Below are 24,131 nucleotides of genomic sequence, written 5' to 3' on the forward strand. Positions count from 1 at the left end.
ATTACCTCCTCTGCTTGACAACATCGATAAGACTCTGAGTGCGCGTCACCTGTTCTGGAGTAAGAATATTTTTAGCGGCAAGATTTTCCAAAGTCATTAACGCACGATCACTTCCTTGTTTTTGCGCTTGAGCCAGTATTTTATATTCCTGCGAAGAAACGTTAATTACATCTGGCCCAGATATAGGGTGCAGCGATGTGTCATGCATTCCCCATACACGACCTGACGATGTAGTAAATTCTTGGCCATCTCTAATCGCAAGACCTCGCTGAATCTCAGTGACATCTACGAATGCGTCAGACCTATCACCTATAAACAAAGAATTTCCTGTGGCTTTCGGAATAGTCAATTTCCCCAATAGATGGCGCTGCGAAAGCGTAAGACTACTCCAATTCTCTAAGGCTGGAGCCCATCCTTCAGGCGTTCTTGGCCCAATGAATTTAGGATCATCGACGCTTCCAGAATAGGATCCTGCTTGAAAGGTTGGCCTAAATGCAGATCGATTCGAAGGCCCCGCATAGGGTCCCGTCGTTCTGATGCTCGACGACATTGACCCGCCCATCATCATCGATGCGCCGCCCACCCCGTACATCTCAGGACCGTCCATTGTTTCCATAGGACTCAGCAAGCCGCGGCTTGCACCGGCGGTATGCAGGCTCAGCGCTGCGCTCTGCAACCACAATCTTTCTTCGTTCGAGCCCGCATTTTTTATAGCCGTTCGCACGTCCGTAAGTGCGCCCTGCAATTCCGCGCGCGTCAGGTCCCTGCTATCGGCCACGTTGTGGGCTGCATCGACCGCGAGCCGCGTTCGATCACGTGCAGTTAGGAGTGATCCGGCCACGTCTGCATAGTTGATTGACGCGCCGCTGTTCATTGGTGCTGGAGCGCGGGTCGCCCAGTTGTTGAGCTCTGCAGTTTCATAGCTAGCGGTTGCCGCCTGCGCCGATCTTTGTTTTTCCGTCGCGACGAGTTCAGCCCGTCGGTTCAGCCCCGCAGCATTGTTGCTCTCGATGCTGCCACCAGCCGCCAAGAGCTCGCCCAACCGATCATTGCTCATCACATCCAGGCTCGGCGCCAGCACCGTGCCACCCGCATAAATCAGCGGACTGCCCCATTGGTTCGTCCTCAGGTTGTTTGCACTTTTCATCACCGCCATGCCGGCGAGCCAGTTGTCTCCGTAGGTCTGCTTGGCCAGACCTTCGAGAGTGCTGTCGCCTCGCACGTTCAGTCGCGTGCTGGCGATGCCCGGACCGTGCTGGGCCACATACAGGTCGTCCTGCATATCCATACCGTTTCGGGCATTCAAGCCTTCGGCAGCCGTTGCAGCGCTATAGGTCGGCAGTCCCATCGGATTCATGACAGCGTCGCGCATCGCACGGACTTCACCAAAGTCAGGCGTGGCCGACACGCCGGCCCATCTGCCGTTGCGTGCGATGAGATCGCCCAGCGGGTCATCGCTGCCAGAGCCCTGCCCGTTGGCGCCCGCGATGGAGTCCCCCAACGCATTGCCAACGCCAGTGATGCCACTGGCTGAGCCGCTGTACCCGTAACCCTTGCCGACTGGAATGTTTCCCCATTGGAAGTCTTCACCAAACACAGGGGTTCTTGCCCGCTGCCCATTTGCCGCTGCGAGCGAGTCTCCGATCACATTGCCGAAAGCGTCAGACGCCAGCGCAGCCGCACTGATCTTGCCGCCGCGCACAGCCTGCACCACGAGGCTTCCGCCCAGACCCGAGGCCAGGCTCTTTCCGATCTCGAAGCCATTGAGCGGGTTGTAGTCCATCGCCGCATTCAGTGCCTGGCTGACACCTGCACTGGCCGCGGATGCGGCGACCGATCTCCAGTTGAACTTGTCCTGCAGCCCCGTGACCACGGCGATGCCTTGTGTGGCGGCATTCGACAGCGCTTGCGTGACGATCCTGCCCACGAGGGGCGTAGTCGCCTTGGCCACAGCGCTCCCCAGACCAGTAGCCCCAAGCCCTGCGGAGATGGCGCCACCCAACGCCCCCAGCGCCACGCCCTTCCAACTGAACGAGTCCTGCGCTCCGATGGCGATGCCTACGGTCTGCCCCGCGACGGAGCCTGCAGCCCCGGCCGCAGCGGCGCCCGCGACGCTCTCGACGCCGATATAGACGCCCGTGTAGACCGCCACCACAACCGAGACGATGGCCACAATGACCTGCCCGAACCCACCACAGCTCTCCTTACCCCCTCCCCCCGGCATCGCCATCAGCGCCGGGCTGGTGTCGCCGATGATCTTGCTCGGGTCGTAGGGCTTGAAGGTGTCCGCGTTGTTCGCGCTGCTCACATGCGTGGGCACGATCAGCACTTGGCCCCGCTGGAGCTCGCTGCCACTCGCCACGCCGTTCGCGTCCGCGAGCAGGTACCACAGGCTCGAGTCGCCGTAGACGCTCTTGGCAATGCTCTGCAGCGTGTCTCCCGCACGCACCACGTAGCTGCCCGGCGTGGCCGCCGGATGGTCCCCATCGATGGGCCGGTAGCCGAATCCGAAGCTGGCCTTGGGCACGAAGAAGTGCGGCAGGTTCGGCGGGTTCACCAGCATCTGCTCGTTCACGCTCAACCCGTAGCGCCCCAGCACTTCGCCATTGACCACCAACTGGCGTTGCGCCTGGCCACCCATGTAGCTGGTGTACAGCGTCGTCCCGTTGACGTCGTTGACGAAGATGCGGTTGTCCTTGCCCAGCAGTTGGATGTTCTGGTCGCCCGCTGCGGCCATCTGGCCGTTGGCATCGAAGATATGGAAGCTACGGCCGATCGACTGGGCACTGTTGGGCGTGCCCACCGTGGTGTTCAGCACCCCGGTCGACTCCGTGCGGTAGCCCTCGGCGCGTCCCACGTTGTTGGTCACGTAGGTGAAGCTGGTGTTGCCCGGCATGAGGTTGCCGCTGAAGTAGCCCAACAGGTTGCCCGCCTTGTCGTAGCCGATGCCAGACCCTTTTCCGAAGCCCAGGATGTCCAGGTTGTGCGCGGCGTTGTCGTAGATGGTGCTGTCGCGCCTTATCCCGTACTCGTAGCGGTTCTGGGTCAACAGCTGGCCGTTCTTGTTGTACGTGTTGATGCGCCCGTCAATCGCACCGCCGGCCATCGCGTAGTAGGGCGCGCCGTTGGCGGCCATGTGCGCGAACGCATAGTCGAAGGCCAATCCCACGGAATGGTTCGCGCTGGTCACCACGCCGCTGGCCACCACGCGGCTGGCGCCATCGTAGAGGCGCTCGTCCACCCGCACACCGTCGCGCGTGACGGTAGACAGGCGGTTCATGCGGTCGTAGGTGTACTCCTCGGTCGTTTCTCCCCCGACGCTGGTCCACTGGCCGTTGATCGACGCCAGGTGTGTGCCCGTGCTGGTGTCCCTGGTGCGGTTGCCGTTGTAGTCATAGCTCAGGCGGTGCCCATCGGGGCCGAGCGTGCTGCCATCGGTGCTCACGGAATCCACCAGGGTCTGGCGGTTCATCGCGTCGTAGGTGAAGTACCTGTCGTTGTCGACGCCCACGCCAGTGGCCGGATCGTTCACCCTTGTATGGATACGGGTGCGATTGCCGACCTTGTCGTACTCGATGTCGATGGTTGCACGGCCCCCGCTGTCGCCCACCCAGCGCATGCGACCCAATGCATCGTAGGCAATGCTATTGTCCTGATAGGCAATGCCTGCCTGCTCGGTGGTCTCGCGCACACGGCGCCCCGCCAGGTCGTAGGAATAGCGGGCGGTCTTGCCGAGACTCGCATCGTGAACCTGCAACAGCTGACCGGCCGCGTCGTACTGGTAGCTCAAGTCCTGAGTCGGATTCGAAGAGCCAGGGAATGTCACCGCGTTGGAAGCGTTGGTGCTCGTCTGACGGGTCAACTGTCTGGCGTTGTCATAGCTGTAGCTATAGGTAGCGCCGCCGATGTCGCTGCGGCCCTGGAGCCGGCCGAAGTAGTCGTACTTCCAAGTGGCCAATGCACCGTTGCCATCCATTTCGATGATCTTGCGGTTGCGCGCATCGTAGGCGGCCTGGGTCACTTCACCCTCGGCCAGGGTCGTGCGAATGAGGTTGCCGCGCAGGTCGTAGGAATAGCGAATGGTGTCGCCGTTGCCGTTCGTCTGGCTGGTCTTACGGCCCGCTGCATCCCAGGTGTTGGTCTCCACGACCTCGCGATTACCTTGCGGCGCGACCTCCAGATTGGCGCCTTGATAGACCGCCACAGCCTCATGCACGGTCTTCAGCGAGCGATTGAACTTGTCGCTGAGGAACCGTTTTCTCTTTCCTTCGGCATCGATGGTGCGTACCTTGCTGCCGAAGGCGTCGTAGGCATGGCTGACCACGCCGGTGCTGACACCGTTGCCGTCGGCATGCAATTCACGCACGAGATTTCCACCGGCATCCCACTCCTGGCCATTGATGCGTTCTTTGGCATCGCGTACCGCCACCTGACGACCCATCGCGTCGTAATAGATCCTCGTCACAGCGACGTTGGGGTTGACGATGTTGCCGTATGCATCAACACCCGAATTGCCGTCGCGATCCGTCTGGACCTGCGTGGTCAGCTGGTTGTTGGCGTTATAGCGATAGTGCGTGATCCACCCGGCAGAGCGCGGATCGCTAATGCTCACGACGTTGCCCCAACGGTCGACGTTCTGGTTGATCACGGGGCGCTGCTGTGCCCCGGGGTTGTCCTGAGGCGCGCGCTCTGCCAACGCCTGGAAGACAACGCGGCCCAGAAGATCGTATGTGGTGTCCGTACGGCGCACGTCGGACAACTGACTGGCCTGGGCAGCATTGTTCAAGCTAGCGAGGTCGAGGTTGCCCCTCCCCGAGCCCGCGCTGCGAACTTCGCTTGTCTGACGGCCCAGAAGGTCGTACAGCGCGACCTTGTCCACACCATCGCCTGCGTTGGTACGCCACAGACGCCCCGCTCTGTCGTAGTCGAAATACTCGCCGGCCTGTCCATTGACACGCTTGGACACCATCTCGCCAAAGGCGTTGTAATCCATGACCGTTTCGACGACTTGCCCCCCGGCATCTCCTATGTTCAGGTAGCCCTCGCCATTGGCTTCGGCGGGAGTGCCCTGCCACAGCAGAACCCATTTGCCGCCGGCATCCTGCTGCAATATGCGGATAGTGCTGACAGTACCGATCGGATCGGTTGGCGTGAGCTTCACACCCTGGGACAGCTCGACACCGGATGCCTGATCGAACACCTGCGAGAAGGTCGCAGGCTCGCCGGGATTCATCTTTGGCGGAACGCTTCCGTCATCGGGGGCCGCAGTTTCGGGCGTGACGAAATCGAATTCGACCTTCACCGCGCCACCGTTGGCCTTCACGATGTTGGCCATCTGAACCACAACTTTGCCGTTGGCGGACTCTTGCCCCGGCGCGTTCGGATTGACGGACTCGGGAACGCCCAGCATCAGAGTTACCTTGGGGTTCGCAGCGTAGACCCCGTCGGCTCTCGCACGCCCCTCTGTGTAGGTCGCGTTGTCGCTAGCGGTGCCGGGGTCAATCACACGGGTCTGGCGGCCCAATTCGTCGTATCCGTAGCGGCGGAACAATCGCTGTTCCGTCTTGTCCCCGCCGCGCACGTTCTGCCATTCCTCGGTAATCTGTCCGCGATCGTTGTAGTTGCTGTAGTGATTAACGCCCATGGCGTCGGTACTCTGCACCACACGCCCGAGCACATCGTATTGCGCATAGCTTGTACGGTCAGTGCTGGAAACCAGCTCAGCATCCTCATAAGGATCCATCTGTACCGTATCGGGCAGATAGAAATGGTCTCCGACAAGCGGGTTGTACATGCGCACGAGGCCTGTGTCGAACTGTGCGCTCCGCGCATCGCCGACATAGCCGACGATGCCCTGAGGCGTGGCTCCGGATTTCCGCACGAGATCGTCGACCTCATCCTTGCTGGTAGTCAGCAAATAGTAGGCCGAGAAAGGCTGGAGTTCAGGCGGCCAGAAGGGCGGCAGACGCAGTTGGACCTTGTACAGCGGCACGGTTTTTTCCTGCTGCCAGGAAGCGACATACCCAATGATTCCCTCGTCATGCCAGAGGCCCGACGCCACCAGTTCGTCACGCTTTTCGATCGATTGCGTGTAGTAGTGCAAGGGACCGAAGAAATCAGTACGCACCCTGTAAACAGCTTCTCCGCCGTCGAAGGGTGTCGCCGACATATAGCCGATGTTTCCATTCAACTGCCAGCCGATGGCCTGTGCGCGGGCGACCTCGGGGTTCGGCACTGCAAGAAACGCCGGCATGGGGCGAGGATCGGCGGGCTTGTCCTCAACGTCGGCGCCGTTGATGTACTCGGTCTTGGTGACCACGTTGCCGTGGGCATCGCGGCGGAACACCGTGAGCGGGGTCACACGAGTTGCCCCGTCGCTGCCCGCACGCGTGGGTTCCGCCACCGCCGTCACGCGCCCGAGCGCATCGTAGTAGCTGTAGGTTGACGCGCCCGCCGCATCGGTGGTGCGCGTAAGGTTACCCACGGCGTCATAGCCGTAGCTGGTGGTCAGGTTGCCGCGTTCGCTCGTCCCGTTGGCAGCGGTGCTGTATTCGACATGTACCCGCGTCTCGCTGGTCTTTCGGTTGTTGCGGTTATAGATGGTCGTCGTGCGCCGATCATTGGCAGCATCCGCGGTTGGGATCGGCGTGCGGGTAGTTCGTGTGTCGGCTATTCCTTTCCACATCGCGAGGTTGGAAGTGCCGATCCATCCAGAGAGCGATCTGGCGTACTCGACGCGATCCACCACGTTGCCAGTCGCATCGAAGACCTGGGTGGTGAGGTAGCCCAGCGCATCGACCGTAGCGACCTGCTGCCCACGCTGGTCATAGTAGTTGGTGGCCGCCAGTACCCAACTGTCCGAATTGAGGCGCTGTGCCACCTGCACGAGGTTGCCGAAACCATCGTAGGTGTTGCGGGTTGACTTGCCCTCGAAACCATACCTGGCACCGGAGCCCGCCGCGCTGTCATGGAATGAGACGGACGGCTCCTTGACTTCGATGGCCCGTCCCAAACGGTCATAGCTGGTGAGGATGGTGCGGTCTGCGTCCCCGGGGCGCAGCCCCGCCATCACAAACTCGGCAGACGGTTCGCGCCGATATGGCCAATCGGCTTCGGCTCCCAGGTCAATGCCCCGCGCATAGCGTGTGAGCGCCGTCGCCTCCCCGAAGACATTGCGCTGATAGCCCGTGACGTACCCGAGGGCATCAAGCTCATGAACCACACGGCCAAGGGAGTCGTACGTCTTGTAGCTCCAGTTGCGGCTCACGTCGAGATTGGCGGTGGCGTTTCCGAAGGCATCGTAAGCAGTCTCGGTGCGGGGACCGAATTCCGATCCAATATTCTCAGGGTATTCCACCCAGACTTGGCGCCCAAGCCTGTCGTAACCGTAGCGCGTGGTTCGAGACTCCAGATAACCACGGCCCCAGGCCTCCGTTCGCGATTTCATGTTGCCAAGAGCGTCGTACGCCATCTTGGTGACAACCGAGTCCTCGCCGCTGCGGCTCTCGTCGACTTCCAGACGTCCCTTCGAGCCCGGTCTCACCGCCGTGAGAGCGACCCGCGGCGAAGTCTCCGAAATCATTCGCCCCATGCCGTTGTACTCATAGGTCCAGACAGCGCCCTTGGCATTGGTGTAGCTGGTCTTGTTACCCCTTGAGTCGTACGTCCACGATTCGGTGCCATTCATGGCATCGACACTGAAGACGACGCGTCCAAGGGCATCGACCTCGAAACTCTTGCTGCGGTCGTCCGGATTGATTGCAATGGCTGCCGCAACGGCGGTGCCGTCCGTGCCCTGCGGAATGGGCCGCGCGTACTGCGTGGTGCCGCGTACGCGCCCAACTCCGTCGTAGTCGGTCTTGCTGACGTAGCCCAAAGGATCCACGCCGTAGATCAAACGGCCACTTGCATCGAAGACCTGGCGCGAAACGCGATCGGCAGTCGCGTCAGGTGTCGTGCGAGAACGCATATCGTTGGGGGCAGCCACACTACTCAGCCCCGTCGTGTCAATCGCGCGCGCATACCTGCGGGTCTTGATCACCCGGCCGATTCCGTCGTAGCCGACCTCGGTGATAGCACCCGATGCGTCGACGGTGAAAACCTGACGCTGCGCCTGATCGTAAGCAAAGCGTGAGATGCGATCCGCCCCGCTCTTTGTCACTCCGGCAGGATTGAAGGCTACCTGATTGGTGCCTGGACTCGATACAGGCGGGGCGACACGGCTGGCATAACTTATTTGCTGCGTGAGATTGCCAAAGGCATCGTAGGCGTTATGGATGACGCCCCCCATGGCGTCGATTGTGAAAGTACGTCGTCCTGCACCGTCATAAGCCATCACAGTAACGCGATCGGCCGACGCATCAGGCGTCAGTTCGGCTTCGAGCATGGCAGCGCTCAACCTCCAGAAGTGGTTCGCGCCCATTTCAGTGAAACGACTGTCCGTCAGAGTTCTATCCAAGGGCAGATTGCGCCTCCACCCCCCAAAGGCGGTAACGCCAGTGACATCCCTGACTACATCGGCAAACTGCCGACTCTGAATCATCCGCCCCGCGCCGTCATAGCTGTTTCGCGTTACGCCGCCTTCGGCATCCACGGAATAGGTCAGGCGCCCCGCCGCGTCATATACGAAATAGTTGCTGCGATCAGCCTGGTGCGTCTGACCGGTCGACGCCTTCCATGGCAAAGTCGCGTGCACTGTTTGCCGCAGCAAATGGCCTGCCCCGTCGTAGTCGTACGATATTTCCTCGCGGCTATCGAGCGAAGGGCCGTATGGCCCTCCCATTGAACTTCTTCCCTGCCACTTCGACCGGTACGACACACGATTGGCTGCGTCGTAGATGTAGTGGGTGACCAGATCCTGATAGTTGTCCTGCACGCTGTCCGGCGATGCGTCGCGCCCAACGGTGTCGACGAACCGGGTGCGGTATGTGACATTGCCATTGGCATCGTATTCATTCGACGTCACGGACCCTTCGCCATCTACGCTCCATGTCAGCCGACCCGCAGCGTCGTAGATGTTGCGAACATGTTGATCGAGCTCGTCATCGGCCTGCGGCAACGGCGGGGTTTTTCCGTCCCACGCGGCTAGCGCCAAGGCGTCGAGGCGGTTGGCATAGGCTCGCCGCTCGAGAGCATTACCGTTGCCGTCATATGCAATGCGGAGTACGCCTCCAACGCCATCGACCTGCCAGGCGGCACGATTCGCGGCATCAAAGACGGTACGCAAACGCTGGTCCCGCGTGTCGTCGGCCATGACAGTCGGTACGGAGCGACCGTCCCATGCATCGAACGCCGCACCGGTCAGGGCATTCGCATAGGTGCGGACTTCGGTGATGTTGCCGTTGGCGTCGTAGCTGTTGCTACTTACGCCGCCGGCGCCACCCACCTTCCAGGCAGCTCGGTTGAGTGCGTCGTAGACCGTACGTACGCGTTCGTCGCCAGCATCGGCAACGACAGCGGGATCCGAGTCCGGCTTCCAGGCGGCCAGATCGATGCGCCGAGCGTAGGCGCGGGTCTCGACAAGATTGTTCGACGTGTCGTATCTGTACTCGATGACAGCGCCTGTTCCATCCACGGAGAAATGCAATCGTCCGTCGCGGTCGTAGCGGCGGCTCTGCACCATGTCCGTGGCCGGATCGGCCACCACATAAGCGGCAATATCGATTGCACTCGGCGCGTCGGACAGCTTGTCACGCTGCACCGGGGTGGTATAGCGAATGGCTCGGGTCACGCGACCTTCGCTGTTGTAGACACTCCGAGACACGTTGCCGAGCGCATCCAGTGTGTACTCCAGTCGATTGTTCGCGTCGTAGGCGTAGTTCGTGACGTTGCCATTCGCATCGAGGGCTTTCACCATGTTGCCGTTGCCGTCGTACGTGTAGCTACGCGCAAGGTTCAAAGGACCGAGTCTGTCATCCTGGGAGGACAGCGGATCGTTCGGATCGAGCACTTCCTTGACGCGCCGCCCCACACCGTCGTAGGTGTACTGCGTGACAACACGGTTTGGATCCGTGACGCTGAGCACCTTGCCCGTGGTGTCGTATTCGTAGGCGGTGGCAAGGGCCAGGCCCTGAGGGTCGACAACCTGGCGCACAACCTGCCCGCCGCGATTGAATTCGGTAGTTGTAACAACGCCTCGGGGATCTTTGACGCTGATCTTCTGGCCTTTGGCGTCGTAACCGTAGGTGGTCACAAGGTTTAGACCCGCGGCATCTACCGTTCGCGTGAGCAGCCGGTTGGCGGCGTCATAGCCGTAGTCGGTAATAACGCCGTTGGCATCGGTGCTGCTGAGCGTGAAACCAGCCTTGTCGTAGGTGCTTCCCGTAGCGATGCCCTCGGGGGCCTCGGTGCGCAGCAGGTTGCCGCTCTTGTCGTAACTGTAGGTGGTGGTATTGCCTCGGCCGTCACTCACGCTATGGATCTGGCCCTGACGGTTGCGCACCGTGGTCATGCGCACGCCTTCCGGCGTTGTCACGGTCATGCTGCGGTTGACCTGGTCGTAGCTATAGCGAGTGACATGCTTCAACGTGTCTCGCTGTGTCAGTACGCGGTCGAAGGCATCGTAGGTCGTGGCCCGTTGCGCGCTGAGCGCATCGGTCATGGCGACCGTCCGGCCGAGCCGGTCATAGGTGAACAGGCTTCGATTCTTGTTACCGTCCAAGCGCTCGGTCACTCGGCCAAACGCGTCGTAGGTTCGGCCCTCGACAACGAGATCACTGTCCCTGGAATTTTTTACCAACAGGCCACGCCGATCAAAGCTGGCCGTATCGATCACGCGATAGCCGGTCTGCAGGGCGTAGCTGCTGGAAATGGCTTCGCGGAAGGCGTTGTACGAATAGTTGGTGATGTCGCCCAGTGCACTGGTGCTGCTGGCCTTGGTGCCAGTGGCGTTGTAGCGGCTCAGGACGCGGGTGTCCTTGGCGTCATCGGCCACACCGTCAAGCAAGCGGATCAAGGTCTCGGTGTTCAGACCGCCGGGTGTCGCGGTCGCCAGGGTGGAGATATCCACGGGGGTAGCGTAGACGACTTGCTCGGAAAGCTGACCTTGAGCGCTGTAACGGCTCTCGGCAACCTCGCCGAGATCATTGACGGTGTAGGCCAGGCGTCCGACGGCATCGTAGAAAAAGAGCGTGCGGCGGCCATTGGCGTCCGTTGTACTGGCGCGGCGTCCGGCAGCATCGTAGGTGTGTGTCAGGCCGTTGGTGGCCCACAGGCTCAAGGGGTCGGAGAGCGCAACGGCGTCGCTGCCGCGCCCGTCAAGTTCTCCGATGAGGCGGCCTTGGATGTCGTAGCGCCGCCGGCTGGTAAGTTCATCCACCGTGCCAACCGCTGTGGTGGTCTGCACAAGCTGGCCAACGCGGTCGTAGGTGAATTGGGTGAGCGTGCCCTCCGCATTGGTGCGGCTCAGGAGTTGGTTGGCGGCACTCCATGTCTGGACTATCCGCTGATCTTGAGCGCGGTCGGCCGCGGGGCGAATGCTCTGTAGCGTAGACGTGCTGCTAACTGCGCCAGCCTTGTTAGCGTACCGGATGGTCTGCGTGATGTTGCCACGAGCATCGTAGGCGGTCTCGCTCAAGTCGCCTTCGCCATCGACCTGGCCGACCAGCCGGCCTCGGGCATCGTAGAAGTTGTAGGTGTGGACATCATCGACACTCTCACCGCGACGCAGCCCGGCGAGACTTTGCCTTGCACGAGCGTTTGCAACGGCGGGCGCGCGATCGATCACAGTGATCGCGCGCTCAGCATAGCGGACGGTTTCGATGAGTTCGCCTGCGGCGTTGTACTTGTACTCGGTCAGATAGCCTTCACCGTCCAGCAATCCTTGCAGTCGGCCATCGCGGTCGTACAGGCGGCTGACTGTGCGGTCCTGAGCCGCGTCGGGTTTCACTGGCGGCGTGGCGCCACCTGCGGCGCCTCTCACCGATTGCGTGAAAGTCAATTTGGAGCCAACCGTGTCCGCGTCGCCCGCATAGATGGCCGTGATGAGCTGATTTCCTGGCGACAGGCGTGCACCTGCCAAGGTGGCCATGCCATTGATCGCCGAGGCGGTGCCCAGAAAGTCCAACCCTTGGTAGAAGCTCACCAGGCTGCCGGCGCGCGCGCCATGAAAATCCACGGCCAGCGCGCCATCTTGTGCAATGGATACCTCACTATGATTGGCAAGCGCGGTACGCGCCTTGCCGGTCGAAACGGTCGAAACGGTCGAAACGATCGAAACGATCGAAACTACGGTGGAAGCCTCCGAGCCAGCGTTGTTACCATCTCCCGAGTACACCGCCTTGATCACGTGATCACCGACCGTGAGGCCGCTCTCGAAAAGTTGGCTCCGCCCGTAGTACACACTCGCGGTGCGCAACAATGTGCTTCCATCGTAGAAGCTCACCCTTCCTCCATCAGGGACACCTTGCCCCTCGATGCTGGCCTGAAGCATCAGTGATGAGCCATAAATCTGGGGTTCCAGCCTCATCGAACTGACTGCCGGCACCGCCCGTATCTGCTGCCGGAGCTCCCCGTCCCAAGGCGTGTAGGTGTAGGCTTGGTAGTTGGCATCGCCGGAGTATCGAACTGCGAGGCTGTAGGAGCCGGGCGGCAGATCGCTGACGGTGAGGGTCGCAAACCCTCCGAACAAGGCGGCCGTACCCAGCGTTCGGCCCGAGTCGAAGATCGTGACCGTCCCGGTAATCGGCGGGGCATCGACGTCACTGTCATCCGAATTCCGGATCGTGACAGAAAGGGTCAGTGGCTGCCCCGCCACTGACACCTGCCGGGACGAAGTGAGTTCGCCCAGAGCGGGGCGACCCGGTCGCACGTGCACCCGGGTTGTTGCTACGGCGACCGGCGCGTTCGTCCCGTCCACGTACACCACCGTCAAGTCTTCCTGGCCGACCTGAAGTCCAGCGATCCGAATCCGCCCCGGTGATGCAGGATCCACCGCATGGTTTCCAATCAGCGTCTGCCCCTTGAAAACAGCGAAGGAGCCCCCCTTGAATCCACCAGCGCCGCCGATGTTCTTCAGTTCGATGCTAAGGGGCTGGCCCACCGTGCCGTCGTAGCTCGACGAAGCGAAGGACATGGCTCGCGTGACTGGCGGTTCCACGCTCTGTCCACCAGGAAGTACCTGGATCGCCCGGATCGTGGCTCTCCCATCGTCCCATCGCATCTGTATACCTAGACCAGTCTGATAGGCATCATCCCCCCCGTAACTCGCGCTGAGGATGATGCTCGAGCCGACTGGAAGATTGCTGGTCGTGAAGCTGGCCAATCCATTGACCACCGCAGCCGAACCAAGGAACTGTGTGTCGGCAAAGAAACTCATCAACCCGCTTGCGGGGATTCCAGCGGTGCCCTGCACCTGCGCCGTCAATGTCACCGGCTGCCCTTGCATCACGCTCGTGGCCGGGGTGTTCAAGTCGACGTAGGAAGCGTAGGAAGGAATCTTCGGAACTGAAACTTCCAACAAAGCTTCGCTTGCTGCGTAGGTGGTATCGCCGCTGTAAACAGCGCGCAACCCATGCACCCCCACTGCAAGTCCGCCCGCCGGCAAATAGACCAGTCCATCGGAGACGGTACCGATACCCAGCAGCTGTGTGCCGTCATAGAAGCGCACGGTGCCGGTGAGCTCTCGGACCGCCATATCACCGTCGCCGACCGAGAGAGCCAGGGAAAAGGGCTGCCTTGCGATGACAGTTGCGGGCAAGATGGTCAAGTTCGTGCGGACCTGTTTCGTATTCGCAGACGCCACGACCTTCTGTATCAACGCGGACTGCGCGGACGCTGAGGGATCGCCAGACGGCTCATGACTGTCATCACCCGAATAGCTCGCGGTGATGCTGTGGATACCCAGGATAGGATCATTCCGCTCCAGCTTGGCCGTGCCGTCGACTATGTCGGCCACGCCCAAGGCAACGCCGTCGCGGTAAAAAGTGATCGTTCCCGTGGGCTGAGAATCGCCCGCAGCCCGAACGCGCGCCGAGAAAGTCACCGGACTGCCGCGCACCGCAGCCTGCGACTGCGTGGACGATGCGAGGTCGATACGGACTAGAGCGCGCTCGACAACTACCTGCACCGTGCCCGTCGAAACCCGTCCTTGCGCAAGTTCCCCGTCATACACCAGCGTCAGGTCGTGCGTGCCAACCGGCAGGCTGGGCAACATGATCCAGTCGCTGTTTCCGGCTTGGCCGCGCCCGATCAGCGTCTTGCCGTCGAAGACCAGGAAATCACTCGCGGACGGGTTGGAGACTTGAGGAACCGTCAGTTTGATGCCGATCAATTCTCCGATCACTGCGCGCCCGACCTGATCGATCAGGAGCGATTGGACCCGCGGCGGGGAAACGTCCTGCGATCCGGCGACGACCTCTAGGCCCGGTCCCTGCACGACGATGGCGTTGGCACCGTTTCCGTCGAGCCGGTAGCTCGCACTGAGCACAACTTGCGATCCCACCGGGAGATAGTTGGTGACCAATGTCGCCCGGCCATTGACGACCTCAGCGGTGCCAAGGTACCGGCTGTCCGCAAAGAAACCCACTCTTCCGTCTGCCGACTTACCGATCACCCGCATGCTCAGGGTGACCGGGTCGCCCTGTACGGTGCTCGTTGCGGAGGCTTCAAGCGTCACGAAAGGGTCCGCATGACGGTCGCTTTGCACATGGTGTGCATCGCCTGTGTACTCAACCCGGTAAGACGCCTTGCCACCCACAGGCGGAGCGACGTCCAGTGTCGCAATGCCATTGAGCAGCGACGACTGGCCGATCACATTGTTGCCATCGTAAAAAACGACAACACCCTGCGGCAACGGCGGAAACTCGCCGTGCCCCACGACCGTCGCTTTCAGGCGCAGCAATGCATCCTGGCGGGACACCTGAAGGGTCGTTTTAGTGGCGGTCTTTTCGACCGTGATCTGTGTTTCAGCCGAAACCGTTTCATACGTCGAGTCCCCGGCGTACACCGCGCGGATGCTCACGCTCCCGACCGGAAAAATCGGCGCTTTGAGCATTGCCAGTCCGTCGATGACGGAAGCAGCACCGATCAAGACGCCATTGCCATAGAACTGCACTTCGCCCGTCGCTCCGGGAAGGCTCACAGGCAGTGCATGCGTCAGGGCCATCGACAGGACGACCGCGTCTCCGCTCACAAGCTGAGACGATGAAAGGGTCAGTTGCGCGCTGGTTCGTGCAGGCATCACGGTGACTTGCGCCGCCGAAGACATGCTTGCGAGTTTTTGCGCACCGGTCGTGTACGAGGCGCGAATGCTGTTGACACCGCCTGGCAGCTCGTCGGAAACGAAAGTGGCAGTGCCGCCAATCACCGGCGCGCTGCCGAGGGCTGTATCGCCGCTGAAGAAAGTGACTATGCCATTGCTGCTCGCGTCAGCGACGCTGGCAGTCATAGTCACCGCAGTACGGATTGGCACCGGGCCAGCATCCGCGCGCAATGTCACCGCGACGTTGCCTAACTCTCTAGGGCCATTTTTCGCCTCCAGAAGACGCACGTCCACCGGATTTGCAAGTTTGGTGGTTGACAGCACTCGCGAAGCGCTGTCATAGACAGTCTGCGTGACGTAACCCAACCCATCGACCTGAAAGGCCAGCCGGTTGGCTCCGTCATAGAAGTTCCAGACTTTCTGGTCTTCCGGCTTGGATGCCGGACGCAGCGCGGCGAGGCTTGTGGTGGTGTTGGTAGCCGACCATGCTGTGGTGGGCAAGCTAGCTCCATCCACCAGCACACCGGTATCGATTCTTTGGCTGTACGCAATGGTCTGCCGCAGCGTCCCGTTGGAGTTGTACGCATACTCGATCACTGCACCAGTGGCATCGATGTCCGCGATCTTTTGATTTGCCTCGTCGTACAGCATCCACTTGCGTGCGCCAGCGGGGTCCTGCGTCATCAGCAGGTTGCCGCTCTTGTCGTAGATGTACAAGGTAGTGCCGAGCACGCCGGCACCCGCGCTTTGCTGCGTCACACTGACCAAGCGCCCTGCACGATCGTAGGCTGAAGTGGTGACCAAGCCACTGGCGATGCTGATCGTGGCTTTGCCACCGGCGTCGTCGTAGCTGGTGAGCGTGGTGTTCGGTGTAACGCCACCATCCAACGAGGGGCCACTGGCACTGAGCACACGCCCCAAGCCGTCGTAGGTGTAGGTCGTGGTTGAGGCAGCATCGCCCGGCTCGATCTTCTGCAGCAAGAGACCGCGAGCGTCGTAGATGTACCGTGTCGTCGCCGCGCTTGCAGCAATACCCTGCCCATTGGCTCCGACTTCGGCATAGACCGTGCTGCTGCTCAACGCACCTCGGCCATCATAGACATAGTCGGCGCGCCGGGTCTTCGCGAGGTTCTGCGCTTGTTGCCAAGCGACCATTTGAGCCTCGTCGGGCATCCGGCGCGATGCCTCCCAGGCCGCGTAATAGTCATAGGTGCCCTCCCTGTATTCGATAGCAACAGTGCGCTGACCATAGGCGTCGTAGCGGTATTCGGTGACGTTGCCTTGAGCACCGATGACGAAGCGCAATCGGCGCGGGTTGTCTTGCGCATACATATAGCGCACGGTCTCGGGAGAAGAGCCCGATGTTCCTGGCGGGCCTTCTACATGAGTCGTCTCGCTCAGCAATTGGTTCTGCTCGCCATATTCACGCGAGCGGTAGCCCCGGGCAGAGTCGTGTTCCGCGCTCAAGTTGCCGCGCTGGTCATAGATGAAGTTGACCCGATAGCCCTCCCCATCGCTTGCCTCCTTCACGTTGCCGGCGGCGTCATACGAATAGCTGACCTGGCTCGTGCCACTCGGATGGTTGGCCGTAACGCCTTGACGCAGCTTCAGCAATTGACCTTGCGCGTCATAGCTGTAGACGCTCTGGGCGCCCAAGGGATCGGTGACGATGGTGGCGCCTTGCGCGGTGTCATAGCTGAAGCGGGTGACAGCGCCAAGCGAGTCAGTGACGCTGGCGACTTTGTAGGCACCACCATATTGCACGTAGGTGAAGGCAAGCGTGGTGCCATCACTCTGGGCAACGCTTGCCACTCGGCTGCTCGTGCCGTCGTAGGTGTAGGTCGTGACGTAGGTTCGACCATCGGCGATGCTGCCATCCTCCGGGCTGAGGTCGACGGTGACGGTGGACAGGCGGCCGCTCTTGTCGTAGCCGTATCGCACCCGAGTCAGACTGGCGCCGCCCGCATCGACGCTACGGATCTGGATCAACTGGTTGCCGCTGTAGTCGTAGTAGGTGACCTCGCCATTGGCATCGGTTAACGACTGGACGGTTCCATTGGCGTTGTATGCGTACCTGACGGTGTTGCCATCCGAATCCGTGGCGGACACAAGGCGCCCTTGCCCGGTGGACTGATAGCGCTCGGTGAGGCCGCTGTCACCATCGGTCCAGACGAACTGCGAGGCACTGCCGTCATATGCGACAGTGTCGAAAGCACCCGCACCGCCGGTGCTGACGTAGCGGCTACTGGCCACATCCCAGGTGTAGACAGCCTGGGCTCCGTCGCGGTCGGTTCGCCTGAGGCTACTGTCAAAAGAAGCCACGGCCCCCGTGAGCGCCACCTTCTGGCCAAAGGCGCCTACGCGCCAGTTGTCGGCGTTGTCGTCGTCCAGCAGGCCCTGGCTGTTGTAAGTACGCACGCTCAGGACATCGGGGCCACGGCCCACCAGGAGTTCGTCCCTGTTCTGCAGCACGAGGTTGCCTGTGGCAGCGTTGACGAAAGACTGCTCACCGTTGCGCCCTTGGGCCGCAGAGCCATGAACACCGCGTTGACCCAGGACGGCCAGAGAAGACAAGCTCAAGCCCAGACCATTGCCGCTGACGATTGAAACCATTTTTATTCCATCCCTGTTCGATGTATGACACACCGCCGGCGGCGTCCCGCTGGGACAGGTCAGCACCCCAATCTCTCTACTGGATTACTGGCCGCGCGACTCTCGACCAATACATCCAAAGGGGTTGGAATTTATTCAGCGAAAGACCGCTCGATCAGTCTGTTAACAACTAAACAGATCGTGATCGGGCTGGAGGTGGCAAGTAGGTTGCGATCTGCAGGACACGTCGCGTGTCGGTCAATCCCACATCTCAGCTCGAAGCCCTGTTTGAGGTCTTGATAGACGCGCTCGACATGCAATACGCCAGCGCCAATGACGCGACACCGACCGCTTGGTTAACAACACGCAGATCTCGTCAGTCATTTCCCCGCTTCAGCAGATTTCTTTTTTTCTTTACCGAACTGCGAAGACGATGGCTCTATCGACGCTTTCCTTCAGGATTGAGAGTGGCGGCCAAAGTCACCCATCGCACCGGCATGAACTAGCCCATTTCCAACTTCAAGTCGGACACCCGCGTCTATCTACCTGAAATCCCTGACACGAATGCATCCACGGCTGCATCCCTCGTCCGGATCAACTGCGCGGTCGAGTGACGCTTGGCGATAGCACTTGCCGCCACCGTCAGGGACTCGTCATCCAAAAGCCTCCTGACGCTTGCCGCCACTGCACCCATGCGAGGCATCCAGGTGATTCCCGCACCGTGGCCTTCCACCCGCCGGGCAAACATCAGCTTCTCTACATCCATCGGCATCATCAGCTGTGCCTTTCCCGCAAGTACGGTGGAACACACCACCGAACCCGAGCCGTAGTTCACAACCACGTCCGCCCGCTCAAGAGCTTCGGTCAACCTGACGGGAGAACGATCGATCTGAATACAGGAGCCTTCGTAGCGATGTAGCGCCACATCGGTCGCGTCAGGCCATACACAACAGGTGGCAACGCCAGCAAGGCGCAGCGCTTCGAGGACAGCACCCACACTTGCCATCCCCCCACGCAGATAGGCAAAGGCATGCTTGCCGCTTCGCCCGCTTGCTTTCGGCCAGCGAGGTGCAGACATGGCCCGCTCCAGGGTAAAAGGACCCGCATAGGAAAAATCGGCACGCGCTCCATACGGGTCCGTCTCGGGGATTGCATCGGACAACTTTCTTGGCCACGCGAAAAACTTCTCGAGACAAAGCTCCACACCGAAATCCTTGCCGACGCGGTGGATCGTTTCTGAAAGCCGTTCGATGCCCTGACTTCTTGCCAGGTTGACCAACGGGCCTCGCGCATGGTCATCGAAAGCAGGGAATTCGACGGGAGGTGCATCGAATCCGTTCGTCAACTGCATAGCCTGGAGGTTTCCCAGGCAGGCAGCCAACTGCGCCACTGGGGCGTAGTCACACAATATGGAGATTGGTCGGATGGACTCGAACAGCTTCAGCCATTGACCCACCGCGACTGAGACGGCCTGGGCGTCCGCGAAACCCTGCGCCAAGAGAATGTCGGCGAACGAACCGAACCGTTCAGATGTCGGGGCGCCTGCGGCAGCAAACGCCCTGCGAGGTCTAAGCACAGGCGCGGGATGACAACAATTGCCCCCGATCCCGGCCCAGGGGTGAGCAAACTGAGCTCGGGGGATGACCCAGACCGGCTCTCCATGCCTTCCCCTGATCAATGCATCCATCTCGGCCAGCCGAGTCAGATGACCGAGATTTCGTCCCTGCTCCCAGGCCAACAAGACGCGACGAAGACTCATGACAAGAAATCCCTCCAGACAGTCGGATCAGCAGTGGAATTGGCCCTGATCCGGTTTCCTTATTGCTTTTGGGTTGGATTCTCCGACTCTTGGTCGCACTGCAACCCGGTCTTGGCCGCAAGTTTCAGTGCAAATTCCATTTGCTCCTCTGTGAACCTGCTTCTCTTCACGATATGCCTCCAATTTCAACGGGTGAAAAGAGCCTTGCTAGAGGGTTTTGCATCGCGGAGATGCTTTCCGCCCCTATGATTTGACCGAGTGCGGCGCCCGAGCGTCGGTCGAATCGAAAACCCTTTGATGGAGTTACCCGCGATGAAACCCGTCTCCGAACTGCTCAAGCGCCATGATTCCGCAGCATGGCGCACCTCCCCCGACACCAGCGTGTTCGACGCGCTGGCCACCCTGGCGCACTTCGAGGTCGGCGCGCTGATGGTGATGGAAGGCGAGAAGCTGGTGGGCTTTCTCTCCGAACGCGACTACACCCGCAAGGTCGCGCTGCAGGGCAAGAACTCGAAGGAAGTGAAGGTGCGCGAGATCATGACGCCCGACGTGATGACCGTCACCCCGCAAACCCGCACACGCGCCTGCATGACGCTGATGAGCCAGCGCAAGTTCCGCCACCTGCCGGTGGTCGACGGCGACAAGGTGGTCGGCATGATCTCCATTCAAGACCTGATGGACGACATCATCTCGGACCACGAGGCCACCATCGAGCAGCTGACCACGTACATCCAGAGCTGACCCGGCTCGCCGCATTGCGGACCCTGCCCGGCACATGGGTAGGGAACAGGCCTACGTGCACCGCGGCGCTTCAGCGCGCAAAGTGAGCTTTCGTTCATCCATCCAGCAGGGACATTGCATGCAGATTCAGGTCAACACGAGCAACGGAATCACGAACAAGGACGCGCTGGAGCGTTGGGCCGACACCGAGATCAAGCAGCACCTGAGCCGTTTCGTCGAGGACGTGACGCGCGTCGAGGTGCACCTGAGCGACGAGAACCACGACAAGACCGGCGGCGGCGACAAATGCTGCGTGATGGAAGCGCGCCTGGCGCACCACCAGCCGCTGGCGGTAACACAGCACGCGGCCAGCCTCGACGAGGCCTTCCGCGGCGCGGCCGACAAGCTCAAGCGTTTGCTGGACAACACGCTGGGCCGCCTTCACAACCACCGCGACCGCGGCTCGATCCGCACCGACCCGAGCTTTATCGCGGAGTAGCCGGAGCAACAGGTGCCGCAACGCCGCGCCTGCCGCGTTTCGGCGGCTTCAGGCTGGGCGTCTCGGCGGGGATGAGTGGCGGGCGGTGGCCGCTGGCCATCCACTCGTCGTAGAAGTCGATCTTGCGGTCGACCAGCGACAGCGCCCGCTTCCACTCGGCGATGGTCTCGGTCACGCGCTCGCGGTGGGCCGCAAGCATGTCGCGCCGCTGGCGCAGCGTGACCTTGCCCTGCACCGCCAGCGTGGTGTATTCGCGCATCTCGGCAATCGACATGCCGGTGCGGCGCAGGCGCTCCATCAGGTCGAGCCAGCCAACGTGCAGCTCGACGTACAGGCGCCGGCCGCCCTCGTCGCGCGCCACGCCGGGCACGAGGCCCTGCGTCTCGTACCAGCGGATGGCATGCACCGTGCGGCCGGTGCGCGTGGCCAGCTCGCCGATGTGAAAAGGCGTTCCCGTATCAGCCGGCATGTGCGGCCGCTGTGACCGAAGGCGCCTGCAGCGCCTCCTGGACCAGTGCGGTGTCGAAGTACTCAGTCAGCTCTTTCACCTTGCCTCCTTCGAGTCGGTAGACGTAGCAGTAGCGGTTGTTGTAGCGCTTGCCGGCCTTGGTGGGCACGTCGCCGCTGAACAGCACCACCACCCGGTCGCCCTCGGCGATGATGCGCTCGGTCTTGCTCACATAGGGCCCCGCGAACTGCGCGAAGAGCGGGTTTAGCAGCTCTTCGCGAATGGCCTTCTTGCCCCGGTAGGTGCGCGACCACGGGGTGCTGCCTTCGAGCTTCCAGCTGGCGTCGTCGGCAAGGCTGTCGACGAAGACCTGGCCGTTGCCCTTGTCCAGCTCGTCATGGATGCGCTGGACCAGGGCCTTGTTGTCGATCGTGTTCATGGCTTGATTTCCTTGGGTTGAATGAATGAACCGGACACCCGGTGAATTCATTGGAAATGCTCGAGTGCACTCGAGGTCAAGCGCGCCATGAACACTGGGGCCGGTCAGCCCCTCTTCGCGTTCGCCATGCCCTTGGCGACTTCGTTCGCGCCCTGTGCGGTGCCGCTCTGCGGCACGGCCTCGCCCTCGCGATCGGTCACCTCGGACAGACGCGCCGCCAGCTGCTCGGGCGTGTCGGCGGCAATGCCCAGCCAGGCGCCCTGCGTCAGCGTGATGTGCGCGGCCTCGAAGGTGCCGGCACCGGCGCAGAGGATGGTGCGGTTGGGCGCGTCCTGCGCGGCCAGCACCAGCATTGCGGGCACCACGGCCTCGGGGCGGAAGGCTTCGAGCATTTCCTTGGGGAACAGGTCCTCGGTCATGCGGGTGGCGGCGGTGGGCGCCAGGCAGTTCACGCGGATGTCGTTCTTCGCGCCTTCGATGCTCAGCGTTTGCATGAGGCCCACCAGCGCAAGCTTGGCCGCGCCATAGTTGCTCTGGCCGAAGTTGCCGTACAGGCCGGTGGACGATGTAGTCATCACGATGCGGCCGTACTTCTGCTCGTTCATGAGCGCCCAGACGGCCTTGGTGCAGTTCACCGCGCCCATCAGGTGCACATCGACCACCAGCTTGAAGTCGGCCAGCTCCATCTTGGCGAAGCTCTTGTCGCGCAGGATGCCGGCGTTGTTGACGAGGATGTCGACGCGGCCCCAGGCATCGACTGCCTGCTTGACCATGGCCTGCACCGCCTCGAAGTCAGTCACCGATGCGCCGTTGGCAATGGCTTCGCCGCCGGCCGCCTTGATCTCGTCAACCACCGCCTGCGCAGCGCTTACCGAGCCGCCGGAGCCGTCGCGCGCGCCGCCTAGGTCGTTCACCACCACCTTGGCGCCGCGCGCCGCCAACGCCAATGCATGCTGGCGGCCCAGGCCGCCGCCCGCGCCGGTCACGATGGCCACGCGGCCCTTGAAGTCGATGTTGCTGCTATTGCTGTTGCTCATGTCTCTCTGTCGCTTTCCTGGGGAGTTGCCGTTGTCCGGTTGCCGCTCCTGCGGCAGCGTGGCGTTTTACCCCAGAAAGGCGCACGACCCAGTCATGCGCGCGTCAGCCGGCATCGCCCGGCGTCACCCGGGAAGCGACGCGCGCACCTGCGCACAGAAGTCCACCAACTGGTCGAGCTCGGCCGACTTGTCGAAGAAGGCATCGGCGCCCAGTTGCCGCGAACGCTCGCGCATGGCGGAGTTGGCGTAGTTGCTCAGCACGATCACCTTCTGGTGCGGCGCCCGGTGTCGGCAGGCGCGGATCACGCCCAGCCCGTTGCCGCGCCGCAGGAACAGGTCGACGATGGTCAGGTCCCAGTCGCCGGTGTGCTGGTCCAGCCAGGCCACGGCCTCCTCCTCGGTGCTGGCGGAGGCCACCACCTTCGCGTCAGTCACGTCTTCCAGGAATCCGACGAGGTTCTCGCGAATCACGGGGCTGTCCTCGACTAGATAGGCCTTGAAAGTCATGGGGAGGTCGCGAGGTCGGTGCTTGCGCGGTGCATGGAGGCATCCTCGCAGCCCCACGGCCGCACGCGGTGAGCCATGCAGGCCAATGCCTGTAGGTCATCGGCCACCGCTGCTGTCGGTCATTCCGTGCCTATGGGCGTCTGCCGAGTCCTATTCCGGGCGTCGGCAACTGCTGAATGCCCTGCCGGGCGGCGGCCGCGTCCTGCACCGCCATTGCGCGCTCGAAGCCTGCGCGCGAGCTCAGGCGCTTCCAATACTGCTGTACCGCGGGGCCGAAGCGCTCTTGATGGCCTAGCACCCTGGCCAGCAGCAACGCGTAGCCGATCGAGATGTCGGCCGCCGTGAACCGGTCGGCGCATGCGAAGTCTTGCGTTTCCAGCAGCCTTTCGAGCGCCCGCAGGCGCACGAAAAAGAACTGGGCGTAGTCCTCCGCGGCCTGGGGCTGGCGGCGGTCTTCCGGCTCCAGCAGGGTGTAGCGAAGCACCAGGGTCTGCGGAAAGGTCAGCGAGGCCTCGCCGAAGTGAAGCCAGTTCAGGTAGTCCCCGTAGCCGGCCTCCTCGCGCTCCACATTCAGCGAGGTGGGGGCGTTGATGCTGGCCAGGTACTGGCAGATGGCCGCCGACTCGGTCATGCGCGTTTCGCCATCGACCAGCAGAGGCACCGTGCCCTGCGGGTTGATCTTGAGGTACTCGCGGTGCAGCACACGCGGCGGAAACGGCAGCATCTCCAGCCGGTAGGGAACGCCGAGCTCCTCGAGCATCCAGAGAACGCGGAACGAACGTGCATTCGCGCAGTGGTAGAGCGTGATCATCGGATGGAGGGCTCGACGCCGGAAGTTGCCGCGCCGATGGTCGCACGCGCACTCCACGGCGCCTTGCGTCGATTGGCTGCGGCGAGCACAGCCAGTCGGCGCAAGTTTTCTTCCGCGCCG

The 24,131-nt window shown here is 61.8% G+C and carries 10 protein-coding genes; 3 read left to right on the top strand and 7 right to left on the bottom strand.

Annotated features, from left to right (window positions below):
- Position 1: 1 nt before the first annotated feature.
- Positions 2–17,812, bottom strand: coding sequence for an Ig-like domain repeat protein (locus tag ACSFBF_RS32855; protein ID WP_435474416.1), 17,811 nt, complete (start codon positions 17,810–17,812; stop codon positions 2–4).
- Positions 17,813–18,042: 230 nt separating this feature from the next.
- On the opposite strand from ACSFBF_RS32855, the gene ACSFBF_RS32860 reads away from it, so the two are divergent.
- Positions 18,043–18,297, top strand: coding sequence for a hypothetical protein (locus ACSFBF_RS32860; protein ID WP_435474418.1), 255 nt, complete (start codon positions 18,043–18,045; stop codon positions 18,295–18,297).
- Between the two features lie 32 nt (positions 18,298–18,329).
- Here the strand turns inward: ACSFBF_RS32860 and ACSFBF_RS32865 are convergent, their stop codons facing one another.
- On the bottom strand, positions 18,330–19,142 hold the full coding sequence (locus tag ACSFBF_RS32865) for a glycosyltransferase (protein ID WP_435474420.1): 813 nt from the start codon (positions 19,140–19,142) through the stop codon (positions 18,330–18,332).
- A 720-nt stretch (positions 19,143–19,862) separates the two neighbouring features.
- On the opposite strand from ACSFBF_RS32865, the gene ACSFBF_RS32870 reads away from it, so the two are divergent.
- Both ACSFBF_RS32870 and ACSFBF_RS32875 read left to right on the top strand, forming a co-directional pair.
- The gene (locus ACSFBF_RS32870) at positions 19,863–20,291 is read left to right on the top strand and encodes a CBS domain-containing protein (protein ID WP_435474422.1); all 429 of its coding nucleotides are present in this window, start codon (positions 19,863–19,865) and stop codon (positions 20,289–20,291) included.
- Positions 20,292–20,409: 118 nt separating this feature from the next.
- Entirely contained in the window at positions 20,410–20,769 is a 360-nt protein-coding gene (locus tag ACSFBF_RS32875) for an HPF/RaiA family ribosome-associated protein (protein WP_093059157.1), read from the top strand.
- Here ACSFBF_RS32875 and ACSFBF_RS32880 read toward each other — a convergent pair.
- The 5 genes from ACSFBF_RS32880 to ACSFBF_RS32900 form a co-directional block, all read right to left on the bottom strand.
- On the bottom strand, positions 20,756–21,238 hold the full coding sequence (locus ACSFBF_RS32880; protein WP_435474424.1) for a MerR family transcriptional regulator: 483 nt from the start codon (positions 21,236–21,238) through the stop codon (positions 20,756–20,758). The two genes, ACSFBF_RS32875 and ACSFBF_RS32880, sit on opposite strands and share 14 nt — an antisense overlap.
- Positions 21,228–21,656, bottom strand: coding sequence for a nuclear transport factor 2 family protein (locus tag ACSFBF_RS32885; protein ID WP_435474426.1), 429 nt, complete (start codon positions 21,654–21,656; stop codon positions 21,228–21,230). Before ACSFBF_RS32885 ends, ACSFBF_RS32880 begins: the two co-directional genes overlap by 11 nt.
- Before the next feature lie 104 nt (positions 21,657–21,760).
- Positions 21,761–22,693 (bottom strand): SDR family NAD(P)-dependent oxidoreductase, encoded by a 933-nt coding sequence (locus ACSFBF_RS32890; RefSeq protein WP_435474428.1) that lies wholly within the window; start codon positions 22,691–22,693, stop codon positions 21,761–21,763.
- Positions 22,694–22,816: 123 nt separating this feature from the next.
- Positions 22,817–23,200: a response regulator gene (locus tag ACSFBF_RS32895; RefSeq protein ID WP_435474430.1), complete on the bottom strand. Its 384-nt coding sequence runs from the start codon at positions 23,198–23,200 to the stop codon at positions 22,817–22,819.
- A 130-nt stretch (positions 23,201–23,330) separates the two neighbouring features.
- On the bottom strand, positions 23,331–24,011 hold the full coding sequence (locus ACSFBF_RS32900) for a glutathione S-transferase family protein (RefSeq protein ID WP_435474432.1): 681 nt from the start codon (positions 24,009–24,011) through the stop codon (positions 23,331–23,333).
- Positions 24,012–24,131 lie beyond the last annotated feature (120 nt).

Source organism: Variovorax nivicola (assembly GCF_051216475.1).
In the GTDB taxonomy this organism is placed as follows: domain Bacteria; phylum Pseudomonadota; class Gammaproteobacteria; order Burkholderiales; family Burkholderiaceae_C; genus Variovorax.

Coding starts and splice junctions, on each gene's coding strand:
- ACSFBF_RS32865 (WP_435474420.1), bottom strand. CDS start 19,142: ATGCAGTTGACGAACGGATTCGATGCACCTCCCGTCGAATTCCCTGCT.
- ACSFBF_RS32895 (WP_435474430.1), bottom strand. CDS start 23,200: ATGACTTTCAAGGCCTATCTAGTCGAGGACAGCCCCGTGATTCGCGAG.
- ACSFBF_RS32890 (WP_435474428.1), bottom strand. CDS start 22,693: ATGAGCAACAGCAATAGCAGCAACATCGACTTCAAGGGCCGCGTGGCC.
- ACSFBF_RS32875 (WP_093059157.1), top strand. CDS start 20,410: ATGCAGATTCAGGTCAACACGAGCAACGGAATCACGAACAAGGACGCG.
- ACSFBF_RS32880 (WP_435474424.1), bottom strand. CDS start 21,238: ATGCCGGCTGATACGGGAACGCCTTTTCACATCGGCGAGCTGGCCACG.
- ACSFBF_RS32900 (WP_435474432.1), bottom strand. CDS start 24,011: ATGATCACGCTCTACCACTGCGCGAATGCACGTTCGTTCCGCGTTCTC.
- ACSFBF_RS32870 (WP_435474422.1), top strand. CDS start 19,863: ATGAAACCCGTCTCCGAACTGCTCAAGCGCCATGATTCCGCAGCATGG.
- ACSFBF_RS32885 (WP_435474426.1), bottom strand. CDS start 21,656: ATGAACACGATCGACAACAAGGCCCTGGTCCAGCGCATCCATGACGAG.
- ACSFBF_RS32855 (WP_435474416.1), bottom strand. CDS start 17,812: ATGGTTTCAATCGTCAGCGGCAATGGTCTGGGCTTGAGCTTGTCTTCT.